This is a genomic window from Bradyrhizobium iriomotense (genome assembly GCF_018130765.1).
GTDB lineage: Bacteria > Pseudomonadota > Alphaproteobacteria > Rhizobiales > Xanthobacteraceae > Bradyrhizobium > Bradyrhizobium iriomotense_A.
This window is the reverse complement of record NZ_JAFCJZ010000004.1, coordinates 322659-344352: the sequence shown is the minus strand read 5'-3', so window position 1 is coordinate 344352 and position 21694 is coordinate 322659. Positions and strand designations below refer to the sequence as shown.

Below are 21694 nucleotides of genomic sequence, written 5' to 3'. Positions count from 1 at the left end.
GAATGGACCACGAAAAGGTCAATATCCTCCTCGTCGATGACCAGCCGGCCAAGCTGCTCGCCTACGAGGTGATCCTGAAGGATCTCGGCGAGAACCTCGTGATCGCCTCGTCGGGGCGCGAGGCGCTGGAGGTGCTGCTCAAGACCGAGATCGCGGTGATCCTGGTCGACGTCTGCATGCCCGAGCTCGACGGCTTCGAGCTGGCGGCGATGATCCGGGAACATCCGCGCTTCCAGAAGACCGCGATGATCTTCATCTCGGCCATTCAAGTGAGCGACATCGACCGGTTGCGCGGCTACGAGATGGGCGCGGTCGACTACGTGCCGGTGCCCGTGGTGCCGGAGGTGCTGCGCGCCAAGATCAAGGTGTTTTCCGAGCTCTATCGCAAGACCCGCGAGCTCGAACGGCTGAACCAGGAACTCGAGGACCGGGTCCGCGCCCGCACGGCGGAACTGGAGAACTCCACCGCCAAGCTGCGCGAGAGCGAGCAGCGCCGCAGCATGGCGATTGCCGCCGGCAAGATGGGATCCTGGGACTGGGACTGGATCAATGGCGACTGGATGTGGGACGAAGGCCAGTACCGCATCTTCGGCGTGACGCCGGAGACCTTCAACGTCACCTCGGCGAACATCCAGGCGCTGCTGCACCCCGATGACGTCGACCGGTTCGGCGAGGCGATTGCCGCGTTCAATGGCGGGGCACGCGCCTATGAAGGGGAATTTCGAGTCAGGCGGCCCGACGGTGAGGTGCGCTGGTGCGTCGGCACAGCGGCCGCGACGGTGGACCAGGCCGGCCGCGTGGTGCGCGTGAGCGGCGTCACCGTTGACATTACCGAGCGCAAGCGCGCCGAGGAGCGGCAAAACCTGCTGGCGCGGGAAGTCGATCATCGCGCCAAGAATGCGCTGGCGCTGGCGCAATCGATCGTGCGTCTCACCCGTGCCGACGAGGTCAAGGCCTATGTCAACGCCGTCGAGGGGCGCATCAATGCGCTGGCGCGCGTGCACACGATCCTGTCGCTGTCGAGCTGGCAGGGCGCCGAGCTTTCCAAGCTGATCGACGAGGAGCTTGCACCCTATTCGCTCGGCGACCAGATCAAGCTCGCGGGCCCGGAGGTTCAGTTGCTGCCGACAACCGCCCAGACGCTGGCGCTGGCGCTGCACGAGCTTTTCACCAACTCCGCAAAATATGGCGCGCTCTCGACGCGATCGGGCCGACTCTTGATCGGCTGGCAGGTCGAGGAAGACCACCTCGCCCTGACCTGGGAGGAATCCGGCGGTCCGCTCGTGAGGACGCCGAAGTCTCGCGGTTTCGGTACCCGAAGCCTGCTTGCGAGCGTCGAGTCCCAGCTCGGCGGACGGGCGCAATTCGATTGGCGGGCCGAGGGACTGTTGTGCCGCCTGGACGTGCCGCTGACCCGCAAGACCCCTGCCTCCGCAGCGCAGGGCAAGTTCGACGCCGACACCTCTCCCGAGCTGCAGCGCGCGTCGGGTTAACCGGACGCGGCGACTTTCGTGCGCAGGATCGACCGGGGTTCGACGGCGACGCGCCCTTCGAGCCAGGCTTCCGTTTGTGCGAGATCGCGCAGCGCCTTCGCATAGCGGCGGGCGGCGCTTCGCTCCGCGCCGTGCGGCAGCTTGCGCGCCTTGCGCAACATGTCCGCAGCCGCATTCCGATAGGCCAGCGAGCGATAGAGATAGACGACCTTACCCATGGTGAAGGTTCCCGTGTTGATGGCCTTCATCCTCGCAAGCCCGGCATGAACGCCGGATGAAGCGGCCGATGACAATTCCTTCATGCAAATGGAACCCGCGATCATTGCGCGCGTTGCATGTGCAATCGAGGGTCGGTTCCATGCGTGCGAACAAGACACCCAAGAAGCCACCGAGCCTGATCTCTCCCACTGGCGTCATCAAGCTCGTGACGCATGCGATGATGGGCGCAGCACTCGGGCTCGCATTCGGCCTCGCGCTCACCCTGTCCAATCCGGCGGTCGCCAATCTGCTCAATCACGGCGGAAGCCAAGCGATTCTGGTCTTCGCCCTCACATTGGTGACGACGTTCGCGATCGGCGCGACGCTCACCGGCGTCGTGTTCATCATCGACGAGGACAAGGAATTTTGAAGCGGCGTGAAACGCGCGGATTACTTTGTCGGGAACTCCTGCGACGAACGGCAGTTGGCTGCCTGCGTCAATTTAACCCAGGGAGTTCCCGCGCATGAAGACAACCAAGCTCGCTCTCGCCATGATGGTGGCAACCGGCCTCGCCGCTGCCCCGTTTGCCGCACAGGCCAAATCGCACAAGGCGAAACATGAATCCTCGACCTCGCAGACGACCGGCGCCAACACGAAAACCAAGAGTCCCGATGCCTCCGGCCAGGGCGGCTCCGGCCCTGGCTCCGATCAGGGCGGCACGATGACCAAGGGCACAAGCACCGCCAAGTAAGGCTCGGCTGCTCATCGAAGGTCCCGCAAGTGCGGGGCCTTCTCGCTTTGGCATTCGATGCGATCCCTCCGACGCCACATCGCACGCGCTAAAGCGCGATGGGATCAGGATGAATCGCCATCGCGCTTTAGGTTATTGTTTGAGCATGATCTTTTCGGAAAACCGCTTCGCACTTTCCGGATCATGCTTTAGTCACGCTGCATATCGGCGACGTTCAGTCAGCAGCTCGCAGAATTCATCTTCACGAGATGGTCGAGCTGCGCCCGCTTGCGCGCAATCAGGAGCTGGGCCGCGGCGTCGTCGAGCCCCTCCCGCTGCAATTGCCGGATCGCGGAGCCCAGTTCGAGAATCTCGGCGCGCAGTCTCAGGATCCGGTACGTGTCCGGGTCTTCCTCCATGACGCGCTCCCAAAGCTTTCAGCGGTGCGCGATCGTCCGCACGGGATCTGCGGCTTTCTTCAGCAGACGAAGTCGTACACGATCGCGGACATCCGGCAGGACATCGCCACCGCCGGCCGCCTTCCATTCGCCGATCAGCAAATTGACTCTCTGGCGCAGATCCATCTGCGCCAGAGCCTCTTCCGTGCAATCGCGATCGCGGTTGACGAGGTCGCGCACAGATGCCTCGACGTCGGCCATCTTAAGCCTCAAGGCACTGATTTTACGTCTAATTTCATTAATTCTGTTGTCCATGGCTTGTTAGAACAAAATAAGAACATATAGTCAAGTCACGAATTCAGAATGGAGCGGCCAGATGCAGGTTCAAGGTAAATACGACGCCCGGGTTTTCCTCAGCGAGCAGATGACGCGGGCGCAAGGCCTGAAGTTGAAGCGGCTGAGCGAGGAGGCCTATCAGCCCGCGCAATACGATCGGGCTCTATCCTTCAGCGAAGCCGCGCGCCGCATCCAGGTGCTGGAAGCCGAGATCGAGCTGGCGAACTCGTTCTGAGACCCGCCGCGCGGCTGGAACGTTGAGTCCGCAGTAAGGTTCTTTCCCTGAGCCAAGGGAGAGAGTTGATGGCACGCAAGGCAACAAAGCGCCGCTATTCGCGCAGCGTCGGCAGCGATGTCGAGCGCGAGATGCGACGTTATAAGAAGGGCACCGCAAGAAGTGGCCCCGGCGGTCGTGGTGGGCGCGTGAAGAGCCGCAAGCAGGCCATCGCGATCGCCCTGTCGGAGGCGCGCGCGAAGGGCAAGAAGGTGCCGAAGAAAGCCTCAAAGCGGAAGGCGGCCAAGAGAGCGGCAAAAAAATCGTCGAAGCGCAAATCCAGCAAGCGGTGACGCTGACACCCCGTCAGATCATGCTGCCCGGCATGAAGCACCGGATCGAAATCCCGAACGCCGTCTTCACCGGCCAGACCATGGTGCGCCCCGCCCGGTTCGGTTCGGTGATGACGGCTTCATCCGGCACATCCACCCATTGACCGTCGAGACGCACGCGATAATGACCGTCGTGCGATTCCCAATCGGGATCCGAGACGGCAAATCCATCGGCATCCGAGCAGCACGGGCCGAGATGGCTGCGCAGACTGTCGAACCAGGGCTTGAGCGGTGAATCCGCGTAGCGGCCGTCGTCGCGCCCGAGGGCGCTTCCGGCCGAGAGCACGAGCGGCGCCACGAGCAGCGCACGTCTCAGCGAGAGCTTCAATCGATCCATGTCGGCACCGATCAAATGCGAACACCGGCCGGTTCCAAGGCAGCCGGACGTTCGGAGTTCCACCCCTGCGGGTAATATGGACTCAAGTCTGACGAGCGAACGCGGCTTTTTCGGACTAACCCGTCATCAATGCTGCCGTTAACGAGAATGTTATCGTCGGCCTGTGGGTATCTTCACGCCGGCACGAAAAAAGGCGGCCCGCGGGCCGCCTTTTTGAATTGCCGTTCAAAGCGAGGGACTTACGCGAGCGGCACCGCGACGAACCGGGTCGCCTCCGCGCCCTTGACCTGAAGCAGCACGCTGTTCTTGCCGGACGATTTCGCCTGCGCCAATTCGGCGCGGACATCGCCGACATTGGCGACGGGCTTGCCGCCGACATTGAGGATGACGTCGCCGGTCTGGATGCCGCGCTGCGCTGCCGGCCCTTGCGGATCGACCTCGGTGACGACGACGCCCTTCTGGCCGGCGCCCTGCACCTCGCCGGCCGGCGCGAGGCTAAGCCCGAGCCGCGGTGTGCCCTTGTCCGGCTGCACTTTGCCCTCATCGGCTTTACCGTTGCCCTGCGCCTGCCGCTCGTTCGGCAGCTCGCCGAGTGTGAGCGTCAACGTCTTGCTTCCGCCCTTGTGGAAGACATCGAGCTTCACGGACGTGCCCGGTGCCAGCGTCGCGATGGTGCGGGCAAGATCGCGGGAGTCCTTGATCGCGGTGCCGTTGACGGCGGTGATGACGTCACCCGCCTCGATGCCGGCCTTCGCCGCCGGGCTGCCGTCCTGCGGATTATCGACGATCGCGCCGCGCGCCTCCTTCAGGCCGAGACTATCGGCGATGTCGGCGGTCACCGGCTGCACCTGCACACCGAGCCAACCGCGGGTCACGGCACCCTTGTCCTTTAACTGCGCGACCACGAGCTTTGCGGTCGTCGCCGGGATGTCGAAGCCGATGCCGACCGAGCCGCCCGACGGCGAGAAGATCGCCGTGTTCACGCCGATCACGTTGCCGTTCATGTCGAAGGCCGGGCCGCCGGAATTGCCCTTGTTGATGGGCGCATCGATCTGGATGAAATCGTCGTAGGGCCCGTTGCCGATGTCGCGGCCGCTGGCCGAGACGATGCCGGCGGTCACGGTGCCGCCGAGGCCGAAGGGATTGCCGACCGCCACCACCCAGTCGCCGATCCGCGGCTTCTGGTCGGCGAATTTGACGAAGGGAAAGTCCTTCTTGCCGTCGACCTTGATCAGCGCGAGATCGGTCTTCGGATCGGTGCCGACCACCTTCGCGGTGTAGGTCGTGCCGTCGTCCATGGTGACTTGCACGGACTCGGCGTGATCGACGACGTGGTTGTTGGTCACGGCGTAACCGTCGGCGGAGATGAAGAAGCCGGAGCCTTCGCCGGTGACCATCTGGTGACGCTGGCGCGGCATGCCGTTCATGCCGCCCGGGCCGCGGAAGCCGAACTGCCGCGAGAACTGGTCGAACGGCGAGTCCTCGTCCGAATCCATCCGGTTCTGTTGCAGCATCGCATTCTTGTCGTTGTCGCGGTCGATCTTGACCCGCACCGAGATCACGGCGGGCTTGACCTTGGCGACGAGGTCGGCGAAGCCCGGCGGCGTGGCGGCGGTTTCCGCGGCCTGCGCGGGCGTGACGAAGGAGGTCATGCCGAACTGCGAGGAGCCGGGAGAGCCGGCCAGCACGGCCACGCCAAGCGCGGCCACGGTGCCGAGCAGCGCAAGCCGGCGCGGCCTCAGGATCTTCCGGGACGTGGTAGTGTCGGAATTGACGCGATCGTTCATGTCGAAATGTCCATGTTGGGTCAGGTGTCGCCTTGCACCCAACATGGCCGTCGCTACCTTACGGCGTTCCGTCCACGCGATTAAATCTTGGCAAAGGTGCTGCGGCCGGCCGTCCAAGATCGGGGCTGCACATTTGATGCAGCTCAAGGCTGCCCCTCGGCGCAGTGGAAGACTGCTTCTATCAACGATGTCGATCGGAGGCGCGCCATGTACAAAGACATTCTCGTCCACATCCCGACCGAGCGGCCGATGCGTGCCGTGATCGACGGCTCGATCTCGCTCGCGGCGCATCTCAACGCCCATCTCGACGCGGTCGCGGTCGGCTATGTCGCGAGCAGCGCAGCCTACGTCATGGACGGCGGTGCCGCCATGGCGGCCGTATTCGAGCTGGAACGCGAGCGCGCGGTGGAACGGGCCGAGGCTGCGCTCGAGGTGTTCAAAAGCGAAGCGGCGAACGCCAGCATTTCCTACACCTGTCACCCGCTCGGCGCGATCCCTGCCGATGCAGCCGGCTCGCTCGGCGCGATGGCGCGGCTGCACGATCTCAGCATCGTGCTCCAGCCCGATCCGGCGCAGGGTTCATTCGACAACGACGTGCCCGGCGAAATCCTGTTCCAGGCCGGCGGCCCGGTACTGTTCCTGCCGTACACCTTCCGTGGCGCCTTCAAGGCGAGGCGGATCGGCATCTGCTGGGACGGCAGCCGCGTCGCCGCCCGCGCGATGCGCGACGCAGCGCCATTCCTGGCGCGCGCCGAAGGGATCGTGATCATCACGATCAACGAGGCCGACGCGGTCCCGGGCGAAGTATCGGCAAGCAATCTGGCAAGGCATCTCGGCCGGCGGGGCCTGTCGACCCGCACCGTCGGCCTGTCAGCCGCCCGATCCGACATTCAGCCGACCATCCTGTCGCTGGCGGCCGACGAGAACCTCGACCTCCTGGTCATGGGCGGCTACGGCCATTCGCGATTACAGGAACGCTTTCTCGGTGGCGTTACCCGCGCCATGCTGGAGGCCATGACGATCCCGACGCTGATGTCGCATTAGCGAAGGCGGCCCAACGCTCTCACGCCGCGGCGGGGGTCTCCCATGCTTTGGCGACAATGGCGTCCTCGTCGCGTTGCGCATTGCACGCGTCGAAATGCGCCTTGAGCTCGACTTCCGCGAGATGTTCGAAATGTTCGGCCTGACCGAGCAGCTCCCAGTTTTGAAGCGGCCTGTAGGCGGCCTGCTGACGACAGAGGGACGCCAGCGCCCGGTAGCGACGTACGTTCTCCATGAGACCCTCCCTCGCATTCACTGGGCTTATTGCCCTAATTTACGTCAGGCCGATGGCGTTTATGCAAAACATTTGCTGCGTGCACAACGCGCCTGAACTCAGTTAATTTCGAGAAGCTCGGGTAAGAATTTTAGTTCCAAACGTCGGCGTGGAACTCCCGTCCCATGCGCTAGGCATAGAGGCGGCGCTCCACGGTCACGCCCACCAGGTCGAGATAGCGCTCGATCAGCTCGGGCCGGCCGACGAGGTAGCCCTGCATCTCCTCGCAGGCCTCGCGCGCCAGGAATGCACGCTGCGCTTCCGTCTCCACCCCTTCGGCGACGACCGGAATCTTCAGCGCATGCGCAAGGCTCAGGACCGCGCGGACGATCTCTGCCGATTGCGGCGTCGCCTCGAGATTGGAGATGAAGCTGCGGTCGATCTTGATCTTGTCGAACGGAAACGACTGCAGATAGGACAGCGAGGAGTACCCGGTGCCGAAATCGTCCATCGCGATACGGATGCCGAGCGCCTTCAGCCGCCGCAGCAGGTTGAGCGCGCGGGTGAAATCTCCGATCAGTACGCCCTCGGTGATCTCGACCTCGAGCCGCGTCGGTGAAAGCCCCGTCTCCAGCAGGATCTGGTCGATCGAGCGTTCGAGGTCACCGGCCTGGAACTGGACCGGCGACAAATTGACCGCAACCTGTAACGGCCGCGGCCAGGACGCCGCCTCGCGGCAGGCCTCGCGCAGCACCCATTCGCCGATCTCGACGATCAGCCCGTTCTCCTCGGCAAGAGGAATGAACTCGTCCGGCGGCACGAAGCCCCGCGTCGGGTGATTCCAGCGCAGCAGCGCCTCGAAGCCGATGACCTCGCCCTCCATCCGCGCCTGCGGCTGGAAGTAGACCAGGAACTGGTTCTGCTCCAGCGCCTGCCGCAGATCGTGCTGCAACAGCCTGCGGTCGCGCAGTTCCTGGTCCATCTCGGATTCGAAGAAGCAAACCCTGCCCCGCCCCACGCGCTTGGCGCGATAGAGCGCGGAATCGGCATTGGCCAGCAGTGTCGCGGCATCCACGCCGTCATCGGGATAGACGGCGACGCCGACGCTGACGCCCACATGGGAGAGATAGTCGTCGATCTCGAGTTCCTTGCCGATCACCTCCACCAGCCGCTCGGCGAGCGTCAGCACGTCCTCACGGCGGACGTTGTCCGGCATCAGGATCATGAACTCGTCGCCGCCGATGCGGGCGACGAAGGCGCCATCGGCTTCCGCGGCAAGACGATCGGACGCCGCCCGCATCAGCATGTCCCCGACCGGGTGTCCGAAGACGTCGTTGACCTCCTTGAAGCGGTCGAGATCGAGGCTGAGCACCGCAAAACTGGTCGAGGCCTCCTGCGCCCGCTCCAGCCGTTCGTCCAGCGCCGCGTTGAAGGCGCTGCGGTTCGGCAGGTCGGTCAGCGCGTCGTGATATGCGAGATGGCTGATGCGTTCCCGGGTGGTGACGCGCTCGGTGACGTCCTCGATCACGCCAACCAGATATTGCGGATCGCCGGCGCCATTCGTGATCAGCATTTTACGTGAATTGACGACGCGGTCGTGACCCTTGACGCCTATTTCGAGCAGGTGCTCCTCGAGGAACATCGGCAGGCCGCTGGCAACGACTCGACGATCCTGCTCGTTGACGATGCGGGCGACGTCGGCCGGAAAGATCTCGTCGGGTGTCCGGCCGAGCATCTGTTCGCGCGGCATGCCATAATAGCTCTCGCCGGCGCGGTTGAGCAGGATGTAGCGCGAATCCTTCGCGCATTTCGCGAACACGCGATCGGGATGTTTTCGACGATAGTATCGAGGAACTCCTGGGTCCGCAGCAGATCTTGCTCGACCTCATTGTGCGTGTGCGCGCGTGCGTCGACCATTCGCTGGCGGTCGCGCTCGCTTGCCGCATAGGCCGCGCTGACGAGCTCGCCGAGCTTGACCACGTCGACTCGTCCGCTTGCGTCTGTGGCGCAGCGAAGCTGCTCGGCGAACAGGCGATGCATGCTCACGCCGTCGCTCCGCGCTGCGCGCAGGCCCCATGTTTGCGAATGTCCTCGATCCACATCCCCGCGCACTCTCGCATTTCTAGGCGGCAGCTTGCGACGCTTAGCGTTGCTCGGGCGTTAATCGAATTTTCGCCTCAGGCACGTTGGTTACCCCGACCTGAAAGAGCCAATCGGTTTTGTCCAGCATCCCCGTAGAAGCCCGGAGCAAAGTGCCACGCCTTGGGACAACCGGAACGGCGAAGCTTTCGATGCTTGTGCCTCCCGTAGTCTACCGGACGCGACCTCCTTCGCCCACGCGCATCGGCTGCGCGGAACTATGTTGCAGCTTGGGAACCCGGCCGGCTTCGGCGGCGATGCGAATGGCAGCGATATTGGCGGCATAGTCGGCACTGCTCTTGCCGCGAAAGACGGCGGAGCCCGCCACCAGCGTATCGACGCCGGCGGCGGCAACCGCTGCCGCATTGTCTCGCGTAATGCCGCCATCGACCTCGAGCCGGATCGGCCGGTCGCCGATCATGCCTCGAATGCGCCGGATCTTTTCGAGCTGAGATTCGAGGAAGGCCTGGCCGCCGAAACCCGGATTGACCGTCATCACCAGCACGAGATCGAGACGATCGAGCACATATTCGATCGTGCTCTCGGGTGTCGAGGGGCAGAGGCTGACGCCGGCCTTCTTGCCGAGCGCGCGGATCGCCTGGAGCGAGCGGTCGAGATGAGCGCCCGCCTCGGCATGGACTGTGATGACATCCGCCCCGGCCTTCGCGAACGCCTCGAGATAGGGATCGACCGGCGCGATCATCAGATGCACGTCGAAGACCTTCTTCGTCACCGGCCGGATCGCCTTGATGACGTCGGCACCAAAGCTGATGTTCGGGACGAAATGTCCGTCCATCACGTCGCAATGGATCCAGTCGGCGCCGGCCGCATCGATGGCCGCGATCTCCTCGCCGAGACGCGCGAAGTCTGCGGCCAGGATCGAGGGCGCAATAAGGATCTCGCTGGTCATGCCTTCAGGCTCCTTTCCGTAACCGGACCACCGCTAAAGACGCGGCTTGCAAGGACATCCGCCGGATCGATGGTTTCGAGGTCGGCGACATCGAGCATCCGGTTGAGATCGGACACCAGGCGATCGGCCTGCCGCAGACGGATGCGATCCACCGCGTTGCGGATCGAGCGGGCGTTGGAGAAGAACGGCTGGGTCCGGCGCAAGGCGATGTATTTCTCGAACGCCTCGCGTGCCGCTGCCGAGAATCGATAGCCGCGCTCCTTCAGCATCAGCTCGGCAATGACGAGCAGCTCGGCCTCTGCATAATCAGGAAATTCGATGTGGTGCGCGATGCGCGAGCGGAAGCCGGGATTGGAGGCGAAGAAGCTCGTCATCCGTTCGCCATAGCCGGCGAGGATCACGACGAGGTCCTCGCGCTGGTTTTCCATCACCTGGAGCAGGATCTCGATCGATTCCTGGCCGTAGTCGCGCTCGTTGTCGGGACGATGCAGATAATAGGCCTCGTCGATGAACAGCACGCCGCCCATCGCCTTCTTCAGGATCTCCTTCGTCTTCGGCGCGGTGTGGCCAATATACTGGCCAACGAGATCGTCGCGCGTCACCGAGATCACCTGCCCGCGCCGCACGAACCCGAGCCCGTGCAGAATCTTGGCCATGCGGAGCGCTACGGTAGTCTTCCCGGTCCCGGGGTTTCCCGTGAACGACATGTGCAGCGTCGGTGGCGCGGCGGCAAGACCTGCGCGCTGCCGGATGCGCTCGATCAGCAGCAGCGAGGCGATCTGGCGCACGCGATTCTTCACCGGTTTGAGCCCGATCAGCTCCTGGTCGAGTTGTTGCAGCGTATCGGTGATCCCGGCCGCTTCAGCCTCCTTGCGGAGATCGAATTGGGTCTCGCTCCGTTCGGTCGTCGTGGCATGGGGGACATCGAGCATCGGCACCTCGAAGAAAGAGCTTCGCCGCGGGGAGCGGCGAAGCAGTGGTCCGCCAAGGATACGGAGCAGGGAGAGCTCCGCGCGGAGGGAGAATGGCTATTGAGCGGCGTGCGCGGCCGGCTTTCGCACCGTGGTGTAGCGGACCGCGCGTCCGGCCGCTTCCTGCCGCACCAGCTCGAATTCCGCTTCCTGCGGCGGCCGGTTGACGAGGAAGGAGATCCGCACCGACTCCCAGCCATGACTGGAATCGAAGCCGCTGATGCGGATGTAGCGGTCGCCGTACACCCGGCGGCATTCGGCGAGCTCCATCATCACGCCGGCGGCGTCCTGGAGGTCGAACATCGGCAGGCCCCACATCTCCCAATAGGTGTTGCGGGGATGCGGGTCGTCGGTGAATTCGATGTTCACCGCCCAGCCATTGGCGAGGCAATACTGCACCTGCTTGGTGATCTGGTCGTCCGTCAGATCGGGCAGATACGAGAAGCAGCCCTGGGTTATCTTCATGTTGACTCTCCTCAGACGGTTTCGAGCGCGGTCGGCACGAAGTCCGGCGTGTCGGTGGACTGATAGTTGAAGGTGACGTCCTTCCAGACCTCGAGCGCGGCCTTCAGCGGCGTGCAGGTCTGGGCCGCCTTGGCCAGGATCTCCGGGCCTTCGTGGACGTAGTCGCGGCCCTCATTGCGGGCGAGGATCATCGCCTCCAGCGCCACGCGGTTGGCGGTCGCGCCGGCCGCGATCCCCATGGGATGGCCGATGGTGCCGCCGCCGAATTGCAGCACCACATCCTCGCCGAGCAGATCGAGCAACTGGTGCATCTGCCCCGCATGGATGCCGCCTGAGGCGACCGGCATCATCTTGTTGAGGCTTGCCCAGTGCTGGTCGAAGAAGATGCCATGCTCGAGCTTGGTCGGGTTGAAGTCCTCGCGGCAGACATCGTAGTAGCCGCGCGTGGTATTGGGATCGCCTTCGAGCTTGCCGACCACCGTGCCGGCATGGATGTGGTCGACGCCGGCAAGGCGCATCCATTTGGCAATGACGCGGAACGACACGCCATGGCTCTTCTGCCGCGTATAGGTCGAGTGACCGGCACGATGCAGATGCAGGATCATGTCGTTGCGCCGCGCCCATTTGGCCATGGACTGGATCGCGGTGTAGCCGATCACGAGGTCGATCATGACGATGCACGATCCGAGCTCCTTGGCGAACTCCGCGCGCTCGTACATGTCCTCCATCGTCCCCGCGGTGATGTTCAGGTAGGTGCCCTTCGCCTCGCCGGAGGCCGCCTGCGCGCGGTTCACCGCCTCCATGCAATAGAGGAAGCGATCGCGCCAATGCATGAAGGGCTGCGAGTTGATGTTCTCGTCGTCCTTGGTGAAGTCGAGTCCGCCCTTGAGCGCCTCGTAGACCACGCGGCCGTAATTGCGCCCGGACAGACCGAGCTTCGGCTTCACCGTTGCGCCCAGCAGCGGCCGGCCGAACTTGTCGAGCCGCTCGCGCTCGACCACGATGCCGGTCGCCGGTCCCTGGAACGTCTTCACATAGGCGACAGGAAAGCGCATGTCCTCGAGCCGCAGCGCCTTCAGCGGCTTGAAGCCGAACACGTTGCCGATGATCGAGGCCGAGAGGTTGGCGATCGAGCCTGGCTCGAACAGGTCGAGATCATAGGCGATGTAGGCGAAGTACGAGCCCGGCGTGCCCGGCACCGGATCGACGCGATAGCATTTCGCGCGATATTTCTCGGCCGCCGTCAGGCGGTCGGTCCACACCACGGTCCAGGTCGCGGTCGAGGATTCGCCGGCGACTGCGGCCGAGGCCTCGATCGGGTCAACGCCCTCCTGCGGCGTGACGCGGAACAGCGCGATGACATCGGTGTCCTTTGGTGTGTAGTCGGGCTCCCAATAGCCCATGCGCTTGTATTCCATCACGCCGGAGCGATAGCGCTCTTTGCCGCGGACCGTGCTTGCATGTGCGTTCATGTCTCTCTCCTGCTCTTTTTCTCTGCTCTTTCTGATTGACTAGGCCGCCACGGACTCGCGGGCATCGATGCGCGGATCGAGCTCGCCGGCGCGATAGCGCCGCGCCATCTCGCTCATCGGGACCACCTTGATCTTGCTGGCATGGCCGGCGGTACCGAACTGCTCGAACCGCTCGCGGCAAAGCTCTCGCATCGCGTCCATCGCGGGCTTGAGGAATTTGCGCGGATCGAACTCGGAGCGTGCCTGCGCCGCCACTTTCCGGAACACGGCGGTCATCGCGAGACGGCAGTCGGTGTCGATATTGACCTTGCGCACCCCACTCTTGATGCCCCGGACAATTTCTTCGACCGGCACACCCCAGGTCTGCGGCATCTCGCCGCCGAACTGGTTGAACATGTCCTGAAGCGGCTGCGGCACCGAGGAGGAACCGTGCATGACGAGATGCGTATTCGGCAGCCGGCGATGGATCTCCTCGACCACCCGCATCGCCAGGATGTCGCCGTCAGGCTTGCGGCTGAACTTGTAGGCGCCATGCGAGGTGCCCATCGCGATCGCCAGCGCATCGACTTTCGTGGCGCGGACGAAATCGACGGCCTGGTCGGGATCGGTCAGCAGCTGGTCGTGGCTGACCTTGCCCTCGACGCCATGACCATCCTCCTGTTCGCCACCGCCATGCTCCAGGGAGCCGAGCACACCGAGCTCACCTTCGACGGATGCGCCGACCCAATGGGCGAGATCGACAACGCGGCGCGTGATCGCGACATTGTAGTCATAATCGGCGGCGGTCTTGGCGTCGGCCTTGAGCGAGCCGTCCATCATCACCGAGGTGAAACCATGGGCGATGGCGGAGGCGCAGGTCGCTTCGTCATTGCCGTGGTCCTGATGCATGCAGAGCGGAATGTCCGGATAGGTTCGCTCCAGCGCGTCGATCATGTGCGAGAGCATGAGATCGCCGGCATAGCTGCGCGCGCCGCGCGAGGCCTGGATGATGACAGGCGCGTCGACCTCGGCCGCCGCCTGCATGATCGCGATGCCCTGCTCCATGTTGTTGATGTTGAACGCCGGCACGGCGTAACCGTGGCTTGCGGCGTGATCGAGCAGTTGGCGAAGGGTGATACGTGCCAAGGGTCGTCCTCCTTATTGGCTCTTGCGGGCAATCGCCCGGCGGGCCGCTTCCGCAATGCTTTGCGGTGTGATGCCGAATTCGCGGTACAGCACCGGCGCCGGCGCCGAGGCGCCAAAACCGCGCATGCCGACGAATTCACCGTCGGTGCCGATCCAGCGCGACCAGTCGCCCTGCACGGCCGCCTCGATGCCGACGCGCGGCGCGGTGCCGAGCACGGAGGCGCGGTAATCGTCCGGCTGCTCCTCGAACAGCGCGAAGCACGGTGCGGAGACCACAGCCGCACGAATGTGCTCGGTCGCGAGCAGGCGCGCGGCTTCCAGTGCAATCGACACTTCCGAGCCGGTTGCGATGAGCGTCACGTCGCGGCCGCTATCCGGCGAGACGACGAGATAGGCGCCGCGTGCAACGCGGTTCCTGCCGCGGGCATCGCTGCGGAAGGTCGGCAGCGCCTGCCGCGACAGGCACAGCACCGAGGGGCGATCCTCCGCTTCGAGCGCGCAATCCCAGGCTTCCAGTGTTTCCACTGCGTCGGCGGGGCGGAACACCAGCAGGTTGGGAATGACGCGCAGCGCCGCTAGATGCTCGACCGGCTGGTGCGTCGGACCGTCCTCGCCGAGACCGATGGAGTCGTGCGTCATCACATGGATGACGCGCAGCCGCATCAAGGCCGCAAGACGGATGGCGGGCCGGCTGTAGTCGGAGAACGCGAGGAACGTGCCGCCATACGGGATGAAGCCGCCATGCAGCGCGAGGCCGTTCATCGCGGCCGCCATGCCGTGCTCGCGAATGCCGTAATGGATGTAGTCACCGGCGAACGCACCGCTCTTGACCGGCGCCTGCGCCTTGGCGTGAGTCAGGTTCGAATGGGTGAGGTCCGCCGAGCCGCCGACCAGGCCGGGAATCGTCCCGGCGATGCCGTCGAGCACCTGTTGCGAGGCCTGCCGCGTCGCGAGCTTCGGCCGCTCACTGGCGAAGCGCTCGCGCAATTTCGCGGCGGCCAGCGCATAGGCGGCCGGCAGAGCGACGGCCTTACCCTCGACGAACAGGTCGCGCTGCTCCGGTGTCGCGTCTTCGTAGCGATCAAGCCATGCGAGACGATCGACCTGCCCGCGCTGCCCGATCATCCGCCACGCCTTCTGGATCGTGACAGGCACCACGAAGGGCTGATAGTCCCAGCCGAGCGTCCGGCGCGCCGCCGCCGTCTGTTCGGTGCCGAGCGGTGCGCCATGCGCCTTCTCGGTGCCCTGCCGATCAGGCGCGCCATAGCCGATGATGGTGCGGCAGGCGATCAGCGACGGCTTTGCGGTCTCGCGCTCCTCCGCGATCGCCTGTGCAACGGCTTCGGGATCGTGCCCGTCGACGCGGCGCACCGACCAGCCGGAAGCCGCGAAACGCGCGAGCTGGTCGTCCGACGTTGCAAGCGAGGTCGGACCGTCGATGGAGATGCCGTTGTCATCGAACAGCACGATCAGCCGGCCGAGCCCGAGATGGCCGGCAAGCGAGATCGCCTCCTGGCTGAGGCCCTCCATCAGGCAGCCGTCACCGGCGATGACATAGGTGAAGTGATCGACGAGGCCATCGCCATGCCGCGCATTGGCCATGCGCTCGGCGAGCGCCATGCCGACCGCAGTGGCAATCCCCTGCCCCAGCGGTCCCGTCGTGGTCTCGACGCCCGGCGTGTGACCATATTCGGGGTGCCCCGGCGTCTTCGAACCCCACTGCCGGAACGCCTTGATGTCGTCGAGGCTGACATCGCCGCCGGTGAGGTGCAGCAGCGCATAGAGCAGCATCGAGCCGTGGCCCGCCGACAGCACGAAGCGGTCGCGGTCCGGCCAGTTGGGATGAGCCGAGTCGAATTTCAGGAAGCGCGAGAACAGCACGGTTGCGACATCGGCCATGCCCATGGGCAGGCCGGGGTGTCCGGACTGCGAGGTCTCGATGGCATCGACCGCGAGGAAGCGGACGGCATTGGCGAGATCGTTGTGCGTGACCGCCGTGAGGTCGGCTTCGGCGTGGACGGAGATGTTCATTGGATTCTTCTCTCCCTGTTCACTTCAGGCTGCGCTTGCGCTCGATCAGCTGCATGATCAGCGGTGTCAGGATCAGCTGCATCGCCAGATCAAGCTTCGCACCGGGACACACGATCGAATTCGCGCGCGACATCCAGCTCTGCGGCAGCATCGACAGCAGATAGGGGAAGTCGATGCCGCGCGGGTTCTTGAAGCGGATCACGACCATCGATTCGTCCGGCGTCGGGATCCAGCGCGCGATGAACGGATTGGAGGTGTCCACCGTCGGCACGCGCTGGAAGTTGATGTCGGTCTCGGTGAATTGCGGGCAGATGTAGTGGATGTAATCGGGCATCCGCCGCAGGATGGTGTCGGTGACGGCCTCGGTCGAATAGCCGCGCGCGCTGCGGTCGCGATGCAGCTTCTGGATCCATTCGAGATTGATGACGGGCACGACGCCGATCTTGAGATCGGCATAGCGCGCGACATTGACCTTGTCGGTGACGACCGCGCCGTGCAGGCCCTCGTAGAACAGCAGGTCGGAGTTCTCCGGCAGCCGCTTCCACTCGGTGAAGGTGCCGGGCGCCGCACCATGCAGCGCGGATTCCTCGGCGTCATGGACGTAGTGCCGCGTCACCGCCGTGCCGGTCTCGCCATAGTCGCGGAAGGCGCGCTCCAGCTCCTCGAACAGGTTGGTCTCGGGGCTGAAATGACTGAAGTGCTTGTTGCCGCGCTCGGCTTCCTTCGCCATCTGCGTGCGCATCTCGGCGCGGTCATAGCGATGGAAGGCGTCGCCTTCGATGTAGGCGGCGTTGACCTTCTCGCGGAAAAATATCTGCTCGAACGTCTTCTTGACCGAGGTGGTGCCGGCGCCGGAGGAGCCGGTGATCGAGATGATCGGGTGCTTCCTGGACATGCGTTCACCTCGCTCAGAGTCGGAAGAATCCGCGCCGCGCGAACAGCGGCGCCGACACGCTGGCAACCAGCAGCGGATCGCAATGCAGCTCCTCGACGCGCCGCACCTCGTTGCTCGAGCCCATGATCAGCGGCACGCGCTGGTGCAGGCTTTGCGCGGACAGGTCGAGGATGCGCTCGCGCCCGGTCGTGGCCGAGCCGCCGGCCTGCTCGATGATCATCGCCATCGGGTGCGCCTCGTAGGTGAGGCGCAGGCGGCCGTCACCGTAGCCGGGCCGCGCGTCCGAGGGATAGAGGAACACGCCGCCGCGGGTGAGGATGCGATAGGCTTCCGCGACCAGCGAGCCGATCCAGCGCATGTTGAAATTGTGGTTGGCGGGCCCCTCGACGCCGGCAAGGCATTCGTCGATGAAGGCGCGCACCGGCGGGTCCCAGTGCCGGCGGTTCGATGCATTGATCGCGAACTCCTCGCAGGCCTCGGAGATCTGCACGGCGCTGCGCGCGAGGCGGAAGCAGCCGGCGTTGCGGTCGAGCGTGAAGATGTCGACGCCGTCGCCGAGCGTCAGCACCAGCGAGGTCTGGGGCCCGTAGGTGACGAAGCCCGCCGCGAGCTGCGCCGAGCCGCGCTGATGGAAGGCGAGCGACAGGTCGTCGGGCGCGGGCAGGATCGAGAAGATCGTGCCGACGGTCATGTTGATGTCGATGTTGGAGGAGCCGTCGAGCGGATCGATCGCGATGCAGATGCGTCCCTCACGGTCGCCGATCTGCGGCTCGCGCATCTCCTCCGACGCCAGTGCCGCGACCGGCAGCTTGCCGAGGCAGCGGCGCAGGATCGCATCGGCCTGCACGTCGAGATCGCGCTGGACATCGCCGTCGCTGTTGCGGCCCGTCGTCAGGCCCGAGGCGTCGGCGAGATCGCCGCTGGCGATGAGGTCGGCGATCTCGATCGCCGCGGCCGCGATGGCATCGACTGCGGCCGCCACCGCCAGCGCGTGGGGTGCGGTCTCTGAATACCGTTGAAGGTGATCGTCCAGCCTGAATTGCCCAGTCATCTGCGTCCATCCCCTGGGCCGGCGCCGCATCCATTGCCCTCCCCGCTGGAGGTCGGTGCGGTCAGTCCCGGCATCAGGAGATTGACAGGGGCGGCTTAATAAGGAAAATTTCTAATCATAATGAGCGCCAAAGAATTTTCTTATAATGGCCCCGGCCATGCGGCGGCCCAGCTCCGGCATCTGACGATCCGGCAGCTGCGCTCGCTCGCGGCGCTCTCGGCCAAGGGCAGCGTGACCGCGGCCTCCGGCCATCTCGGGCTGACGCAGCCGGCCGTGACCCAGCAGCTCCGGCAGCTTCAGGACCTCGCCGGCCTGCCGCTGGTGCAGCGGACCGGCGACGGCATGCTGCTGACGGAGGCGGGCAAGGAGGTGCTGGCGCTGGCCGAGCGGGTCGAAGCCGCGATCATGGATTGCCAGGGCGCGCTCGACCTGCTGGCGGGGCGGACCGGCGGCACGGTGCAGCTCGGCGCGGTCTCGACCGCGAAATATTTCGTGCCGCATGCGATCGCGGCGTTCTCGAAGCGGCATCCCAAGATCGAGATCAAGCTCACCATCGGCAATCGCGAGGAGATCCGCGAAGCCATGCACGGCTACGACCTCGATTTCGCGGTGATGGGTCGGCCACCGGCCGACGTCAGCGTCGACGTCCGTCAGCTCGGACGCAATCCGCACGTGATCGTCGCGCGCAAGGGGCACTGGCTGGAGAAGGATTCCGGTCTCAGCCTGACCGATCTCGTGCACGAGACCTTCCTCACCCGCGAGCCCGGCTCGGGCACGCGGACGCTGATGGAGGGCATGTTCCAGAAGTCGGACCTCGAGCCGATCATCGGCATGGAGATGAGCAGCAACGAGACCATCAAGCAGGCGGTGATCGCCGGGCTCGGCATCGCCTTCATCTCGGCCCACACGGTCGCGCATGAGCTCACCGAGGGCCGGCTCATCGTGCTCGATGTCGCCGGCCTGCCGATCGTCCGCCAGTGGTATGTGATCCGCCGCAGCGACAAGGTGCTGCTGCCGCCGGCGCAGGCGATGTTCGATTTTCTTGGTTCGGAGGGGGCGAACTATCTGCCCGTCGTGCCCGAGCTCAGCGGGCAATAGCCCGCGGACGCCTACGCCATCAGCTTCATCGCGATCGTCGCCGCCAGAATGACGATGATCTGCAGCAGGCGCTCTGTGGTGAAGATGCGGTTGAAGGTGGTCATCGCTCGCCCCCGGCCTCCGTAAAGGAGATCTCGATCGGGATGTTGCTAGCACAAGCGGGCATCGAGACAATTCCGTAGTCGCCCCGGGTCGCCCGCCCCCGGCCGGGCGGATCGCGCCCCGCCCTGCGCGGTCAACAATCAGGCCGCGAGCGGAGCGGCGTAGTCGATGCGCCCAGCGAAATAGGCTTCGAGCTCCGACAGCGCCCGCGCTTCCCACTCCCTCGCCTGCTCCAGCAGCGACCAGCTCTGGCCCGGGCGGAATGCAGCGGTCTGGCGATAGAGCGATGCGATGCCGCGATAGCGGCGCACGTTCTCCAAGATGGCGTGTCCGTTGATCTGGCCGTTCATGTCCGAAAACTCCCTCGTCATTCCCGGGAGAGAAATTGCGGCCAAATCTTTTTCGAAAAGTTAGCGGCGCGCGGCAAGCTCGCGCATGGTTGCCGGACTGTTGCGCGTGCGCAACGCGCACGCCCGCGCAACGCCGATTTATTGCGAATTCGTTGCCGCGCTCTTGCCCGAAGGCTTGAGCCCGCCGCGGCTGATGATGGCCATCGTCTCGCGGCAGAGATCGGCAAGGCCGATCAGGAGCACAGCGAGCAGGCAGAACAGGTTGATGGAATCCGCGTTTGCGCTGGTCAGCGGGGTGAACTCGAAGAACGGCGGTATGAACGCCCACCACACCAGCGGAACGGTGAGCAGCGCGGCGAATGTCGCCGCAGGCACGCCGGCGACGAGCGCGAGCACGAACAGGCTGGGCACGAACGCCGCGAAATAAAGCTTTGCGCCGAGCGCGACGCAGATGCCCTGAAGCAGGGCCGATACTGCGACGATGACGAGTCCCAGCAGAAACGCCTGCCACGACCATGGCCGTACCCGCGGTACGCCAAACAGCCCCGCACGCCTCATCAGCCTCCCCCTGCCGCCCGTTAACCAGGTCCGATTGCGACGAAAGTACTACAACTGCAACCGAACCGCGAGATGGAAATTGCGGCACAGAAGGATTCGTCAGGCACCGGATGGCTTCTCGTCCGCGGCTTGGTAAACGCGCGCATTGCACAATGAGCAGTCCCGGTAACTATTCAGTGGCCGCATAGAGCAGGCCCGCGACGAGCAGAGCGAGGCCAATGGCCGAGGCCAGCGTCCAGCCGCCTTGCGCGAAGGCCCAGGCGCCGATCGCGGAGCCGGCGGCGCCGGCCGCGAAGAATGTCGCCATATAGAGGCCGTTGAGGCGGCTGCGATGCTCATGCCCGAGCGCAAAGATGGCGCGGAAGCCGAGCACGACGTTGCCCTGCACACCGATATCGATGGCAATGGCGGCCACGACCAGACAGGCGAGGTTCAGCATCGAACCGGGTGCGCCGAGATAGGTCGCAAGGAAGCCCGCAGCCGCGAGCAGCATGGCAACCAGCGTCGCGATACGGCTATGGCCGCGATCGGCGAGCCGGCCCGCGATCGGGGCTGCAAACACGCCGGCGACGCCAGCCAAGGCGAACAGCGCGATGCCGCGCTGGGAGAAGCCGAACGCGGCGGCGAGCTGGAGCGGCGCCACCGTCCAGAACAGGGTGAAGCAACTGAACAGGCTCGCCTGGTAGAGCGCGCGGCGCCGGAGCAGCGGCGTGGTCAGCGCCAGATGCGGCATCGACAGCAGCAGCGTCCCGTAGTGCATGCGCGCGACGGGCTTGCGCTTCGGCAGCGACATCCAGAGCGCGGCCGCGAGCACGACCATCAGCGCGGCGGAGGCGAAGAACACCGCGTGCCACGATGAGGCCGCGGTGACGAAGCTCGACACCGGGCGCGCCAGCATGATGCCGAGCATCAGGCCGGTCGAGACGTTGCCGACGACGCGGCCGCGGATCGCCTCGGGCGCCAGATGTGCGGCATAGGGGATGATGATCTGCACCGCGACCGAGCCGAGGCCGATGAACAGCGCGGCCACCAGGAACGGCAGCGCATGGGTGGCGAAGGCGGCAGCGAGCAGTGCGGCGGCGCCGAGCGTGATGACGGAGCAGATCAGCGCGCGGTTCTCGACGAGGTCGCCGAGCGGCACGATGAAGAGCAGCCCCACGCCATAGCCGATCTGGGTCATGGTCACGATCAGCCCCGCCGCCGCATGCGAGAGGCCGAGCGCGGCGCTGATCGGGGCGATCAGCGGCTGCGCGTAATAGAGGTTGGCGGCGACCATGCCACAGGCCGCGGCAAGCACGAAGGTCAGGCGCTGCGACACCGCATCCGGCTCGGGTGCGGTCTCGATCGTGGCATTCATGGTCATTTACGCAGTCTCCGATATATCGG

At 65.0% G+C, this 21694-nt stretch carries 25 protein-coding genes; 7 read left to right on the top strand and 18 right to left on the bottom strand.

The annotated features are described in order from the left end of the window. The first annotated feature begins 2 nt into the window (after positions 1–2). Positions 3–1493, top strand: coding sequence for an HWE histidine kinase domain-containing protein (locus tag JQ635_RS10275; RefSeq protein WP_211409732.1), 1491 nt, complete (start codon positions 3–5; stop codon positions 1491–1493). On the opposite strand, the gene JQ635_RS10270 is transcribed toward JQ635_RS10275, so the two are convergent. Beyond that, positions 1490–1795 carry a hypothetical protein gene (locus JQ635_RS10270; RefSeq protein WP_246583414.1) on the bottom strand — a complete coding sequence of 102 codons (306 nt, stop codon included), beginning with the start codon at positions 1793–1795 and terminating at the stop codon, positions 1490–1492. The genes JQ635_RS10275 and JQ635_RS10270 overlap by 4 nt on opposite strands. 56 nt (positions 1796–1851) lie before the next feature. Here JQ635_RS10270 and JQ635_RS10265 point away from each other — a divergent pair, with 56 nt between their 5' ends. Together JQ635_RS10265 and JQ635_RS10260 are read left to right on the top strand one after the other, a co-directional pair. Further along, positions 1852–2121 carry a hypothetical protein gene (locus tag JQ635_RS10265; protein WP_211409731.1) on the top strand — a complete coding sequence of 90 codons (270 nt, stop codon included), beginning with the start codon at positions 1852–1854 and terminating at the stop codon, positions 2119–2121. Between the two features lie 94 nt (positions 2122–2215). Continuing rightward, positions 2216–2443, top strand: a complete 228-nt coding sequence (locus tag JQ635_RS10260) for a hypothetical protein (RefSeq protein WP_211409730.1) — start codon at positions 2216–2218, stop codon at positions 2441–2443. 218 nt (positions 2444–2661) lie between these two features. Here the strand turns inward: JQ635_RS10260 and JQ635_RS10255 are convergent, their stop codons facing one another. Beyond that, positions 2662–2841 carry a hypothetical protein gene (locus JQ635_RS10255; RefSeq protein WP_211409729.1) on the bottom strand — a complete coding sequence of 60 codons (180 nt, stop codon included), beginning with the start codon at positions 2839–2841 and terminating at the stop codon, positions 2662–2664. Between the two features lie 18 nt (positions 2842–2859). Then, a complete protein-coding gene (locus JQ635_RS10250) occupies positions 2860–3081 on the bottom strand; it encodes a hypothetical protein (RefSeq protein WP_211409867.1) in 222 nt (73 codons plus the stop codon). A gap of 115 nt (positions 3082–3196) precedes the next feature. Here JQ635_RS10250 and JQ635_RS10245 point away from each other — a divergent pair, with 115 nt between their 5' ends. Both JQ635_RS10245 and JQ635_RS10240 read left to right on the top strand, forming a co-directional pair. Further along, positions 3197–3391 (top strand): DUF3072 domain-containing protein, encoded by a 195-nt coding sequence (locus JQ635_RS10245; protein WP_211409728.1) that lies wholly within the window; start codon positions 3197–3199, stop codon positions 3389–3391. A gap of 68 nt (positions 3392–3459) precedes the next feature. Further along, the gene (locus tag JQ635_RS10240) at positions 3460–3723 is read left to right on the top strand and encodes a DUF6496 domain-containing protein (protein ID WP_211409727.1); all 264 of its coding nucleotides are present in this window, start codon (positions 3460–3462) and stop codon (positions 3721–3723) included. Positions 3724–3736: 13 nt separating this feature from the next. Here the strand turns inward: JQ635_RS10240 and JQ635_RS10235 are convergent, their stop codons facing one another. Together JQ635_RS10235 and JQ635_RS10230 are read right to left on the bottom strand one after the other, a co-directional pair. After that, on the bottom strand, positions 3737–4099 hold the full coding sequence (locus tag JQ635_RS10235; protein WP_026312964.1) for a hypothetical protein: 363 nt from the start codon (positions 4097–4099) through the stop codon (positions 3737–3739). 239 nt (positions 4100–4338) lie between these two features. Further along, positions 4339–5886, bottom strand: a complete 1548-nt coding sequence (locus tag JQ635_RS10230; RefSeq protein WP_211409726.1) for a Do family serine endopeptidase — start codon at positions 5884–5886, stop codon at positions 4339–4341. Positions 5887–6093: 207 nt separating this feature from the next. Here JQ635_RS10230 and JQ635_RS10225 point away from each other — a divergent pair, with 207 nt between their 5' ends. Continuing rightward, entirely contained in the window at positions 6094–6930 is an 837-nt protein-coding gene (locus JQ635_RS10225; RefSeq protein ID WP_211409725.1) for a universal stress protein, read from the top strand. A gap of 19 nt (positions 6931–6949) precedes the next feature. Here the strand turns inward: JQ635_RS10225 and JQ635_RS10220 are convergent, their stop codons facing one another. The 10 genes from JQ635_RS10220 to JQ635_RS10175 all read right to left on the bottom strand — a co-directional run bounded on the left by JQ635_RS10220 (position 6950) and on the right by JQ635_RS10175 (position 18200). Then, positions 6950–7162 carry a hypothetical protein gene (locus JQ635_RS10220; RefSeq protein ID WP_211409724.1) on the bottom strand — a complete coding sequence of 71 codons (213 nt, stop codon included), beginning with the start codon at positions 7160–7162 and terminating at the stop codon, positions 6950–6952. A gap of 169 nt (positions 7163–7331) precedes the next feature. Then, entirely contained in the window at positions 7332–8960 is a 1629-nt protein-coding gene (locus tag JQ635_RS10215; protein WP_349631851.1) for a putative bifunctional diguanylate cyclase/phosphodiesterase, read from the bottom strand. Between the two features lie 492 nt (positions 8961–9452). Next, positions 9453–10190 (bottom strand): ribulose-phosphate 3-epimerase, encoded by a 738-nt coding sequence (rpe, locus tag JQ635_RS10210; RefSeq protein ID WP_211409723.1) that lies wholly within the window; start codon positions 10188–10190, stop codon positions 9453–9455. Beyond that, positions 10187–11122: a CbbX protein gene (gene cbbX / locus JQ635_RS10205; protein WP_211409722.1), complete on the bottom strand. Its 936-nt coding sequence runs from the start codon at positions 11120–11122 to the stop codon at positions 10187–10189. Before cbbX ends, rpe begins: the two co-directional genes overlap by 4 nt. A 96-nt stretch (positions 11123–11218) precedes the next feature. Beyond that, complete coding sequence (locus JQ635_RS10200) at positions 11219–11626, bottom strand: ribulose bisphosphate carboxylase small subunit (protein WP_211409721.1); 408 nt, start codon at positions 11624–11626, stop codon at positions 11219–11221. Positions 11627–11637: 11 nt separating this feature from the next. After that, positions 11638–13098 carry a form I ribulose bisphosphate carboxylase large subunit gene (locus tag JQ635_RS10195; RefSeq protein WP_211409720.1) on the bottom strand — a complete coding sequence of 487 codons (1461 nt, stop codon included), beginning with the start codon at positions 13096–13098 and terminating at the stop codon, positions 11638–11640. A gap of 39 nt (positions 13099–13137) precedes the next feature. After that, positions 13138–14223 carry a class II fructose-bisphosphate aldolase gene (gene fba, locus JQ635_RS10190; RefSeq protein WP_211409719.1) on the bottom strand — a complete coding sequence of 362 codons (1086 nt, stop codon included), beginning with the start codon at positions 14221–14223 and terminating at the stop codon, positions 13138–13140. A gap of 12 nt (positions 14224–14235) precedes the next feature. Further along, a complete protein-coding gene (gene tkt / locus JQ635_RS10185; RefSeq protein WP_211409718.1) occupies positions 14236–16254 on the bottom strand; it encodes a transketolase in 2019 nt (672 codons plus the stop codon). 19 nt (positions 16255–16273) lie between these two features. Further along, entirely contained in the window at positions 16274–17149 is an 876-nt protein-coding gene (locus tag JQ635_RS10180) for a phosphoribulokinase (protein WP_211409717.1), read from the bottom strand. Positions 17150–17162: 13 nt separating this feature from the next. Beyond that, on the bottom strand, positions 17163–18200 hold the full coding sequence (locus JQ635_RS10175) for a class 1 fructose-bisphosphatase (protein ID WP_211409716.1): 1038 nt from the start codon (positions 18198–18200) through the stop codon (positions 17163–17165). Positions 18201–18320: 120 nt separating this feature from the next. Here JQ635_RS10175 and JQ635_RS10170 point away from each other — a divergent pair, with 120 nt between their 5' ends. Continuing rightward, positions 18321–19298, top strand: a complete 978-nt coding sequence (locus JQ635_RS10170; RefSeq protein WP_211409715.1) for a LysR family transcriptional regulator — start codon at positions 18321–18323, stop codon at positions 19296–19298. Between the two features lie 242 nt (positions 19299–19540). Here the strand turns inward: JQ635_RS10170 and JQ635_RS10165 are convergent, their stop codons facing one another. The 3 genes from JQ635_RS10165 to JQ635_RS10155 all read right to left on the bottom strand — a co-directional run bounded on the left by JQ635_RS10165 (position 19541) and on the right by JQ635_RS10155 (position 21671). Further along, positions 19541–19750 (bottom strand): hypothetical protein, encoded by a 210-nt coding sequence (locus JQ635_RS10165; protein WP_211409714.1) that lies wholly within the window; start codon positions 19748–19750, stop codon positions 19541–19543. Between the two features lie 138 nt (positions 19751–19888). Next, the gene (locus JQ635_RS10160; protein ID WP_211409713.1) at positions 19889–20308 is read right to left on the bottom strand and encodes a DUF4118 domain-containing protein; all 420 of its coding nucleotides are present in this window, start codon (positions 20306–20308) and stop codon (positions 19889–19891) included. A gap of 169 nt (positions 20309–20477) precedes the next feature. Further along, the gene (locus tag JQ635_RS10155; RefSeq protein ID WP_211409712.1) at positions 20478–21671 is read right to left on the bottom strand and encodes an MFS transporter; all 1194 of its coding nucleotides are present in this window, start codon (positions 21669–21671) and stop codon (positions 20478–20480) included. Positions 21672–21694: the final 23 nt, after the last annotated feature.

What these genes read in the sequence shown, in the direction of transcription:
- tkt (WP_211409718.1), bottom strand. Translation starts at nt 16,254, where the DNA reads ATGAACATCTCCGTCCACGCCGAAGCCGACCTCACGGCGGTCACGCAC.
- JQ635_RS10275 (WP_211409732.1), top strand. Translation starts at nt 3, where the DNA reads ATGGACCACGAAAAGGTCAATATCCTCCTCGTCGATGACCAGCCGGCC.
- JQ635_RS10195 (WP_211409720.1), bottom strand. Translation starts at nt 13,098, where the DNA reads ATGAACGCACATGCAAGCACGGTCCGCGGCAAAGAGCGCTATCGCTCC.
- JQ635_RS10175 (WP_211409716.1), bottom strand. Translation starts at nt 18,200, where the DNA reads ATGACTGGGCAATTCAGGCTGGACGATCACCTTCAACGGTATTCAGAG.
- JQ635_RS10270 (WP_246583414.1), bottom strand. Translation starts at nt 1,795, where the DNA reads ATGAAGGAATTGTCATCGGCCGCTTCATCCGGCGTTCATGCCGGGCTT.
- JQ635_RS10255 (WP_211409729.1), bottom strand. Translation starts at nt 2,841, where the DNA reads ATGGAGGAAGACCCGGACACGTACCGGATCCTGAGACTGCGCGCCGAG.
- JQ635_RS10155 (WP_211409712.1), bottom strand. Translation starts at nt 21,671, where the DNA reads ATGACCATGAATGCCACGATCGAGACCGCACCCGAGCCGGATGCGGTG.
- JQ635_RS10240 (WP_211409727.1), top strand. Translation starts at nt 3,460, where the DNA reads ATGGCACGCAAGGCAACAAAGCGCCGCTATTCGCGCAGCGTCGGCAGC.
- JQ635_RS10180 (WP_211409717.1), bottom strand. Translation starts at nt 17,149, where the DNA reads ATGTCCAGGAAGCACCCGATCATCTCGATCACCGGCTCCTCCGGCGCC.
- JQ635_RS10265 (WP_211409731.1), top strand. Translation starts at nt 1,852, where the DNA reads ATGCGTGCGAACAAGACACCCAAGAAGCCACCGAGCCTGATCTCTCCC.
- JQ635_RS10170 (WP_211409715.1), top strand. Translation starts at nt 18,321, where the DNA reads ATGAGCGCCAAAGAATTTTCTTATAATGGCCCCGGCCATGCGGCGGCC.
- JQ635_RS10230 (WP_211409726.1), bottom strand. Translation starts at nt 5,886, where the DNA reads ATGAACGATCGCGTCAATTCCGACACTACCACGTCCCGGAAGATCCTG.
- JQ635_RS10250 (WP_211409867.1), bottom strand. Translation starts at nt 3,081, where the DNA reads ATGGCCGACGTCGAGGCATCTGTGCGCGACCTCGTCAACCGCGATCGC.
- JQ635_RS10165 (WP_211409714.1), bottom strand. Translation starts at nt 19,750, where the DNA reads ATGAACGGCCAGATCAACGGACACGCCATCTTGGAGAACGTGCGCCGC.
- JQ635_RS10200 (WP_211409721.1), bottom strand. Translation starts at nt 11,626, where the DNA reads ATGAAGATAACCCAGGGCTGCTTCTCGTATCTGCCCGATCTGACGGAC.
- JQ635_RS10260 (WP_211409730.1), top strand. Translation starts at nt 2,216, where the DNA reads ATGAAGACAACCAAGCTCGCTCTCGCCATGATGGTGGCAACCGGCCTC.
- cbbX (WP_211409722.1), bottom strand. Translation starts at nt 11,122, where the DNA reads ATGCTCGATGTCCCCCATGCCACGACGACCGAACGGAGCGAGACCCAA.
- JQ635_RS10160 (WP_211409713.1), bottom strand. Translation starts at nt 20,308, where the DNA reads ATGAGGCGTGCGGGGCTGTTTGGCGTACCGCGGGTACGGCCATGGTCG.
- rpe (WP_211409723.1), bottom strand. Translation starts at nt 10,190, where the DNA reads ATGACCAGCGAGATCCTTATTGCGCCCTCGATCCTGGCCGCAGACTTC.
- JQ635_RS10235 (WP_026312964.1), bottom strand. Translation starts at nt 4,099, where the DNA reads ATGGATCGATTGAAGCTCTCGCTGAGACGTGCGCTGCTCGTGGCGCCG.
- JQ635_RS10225 (WP_211409725.1), top strand. Translation starts at nt 6,094, where the DNA reads ATGTACAAAGACATTCTCGTCCACATCCCGACCGAGCGGCCGATGCGT.
- JQ635_RS10245 (WP_211409728.1), top strand. Translation starts at nt 3,197, where the DNA reads ATGCAGGTTCAAGGTAAATACGACGCCCGGGTTTTCCTCAGCGAGCAG.
- JQ635_RS10220 (WP_211409724.1), bottom strand. Translation starts at nt 7,162, where the DNA reads ATGGAGAACGTACGTCGCTACCGGGCGCTGGCGTCCCTCTGTCGTCAG.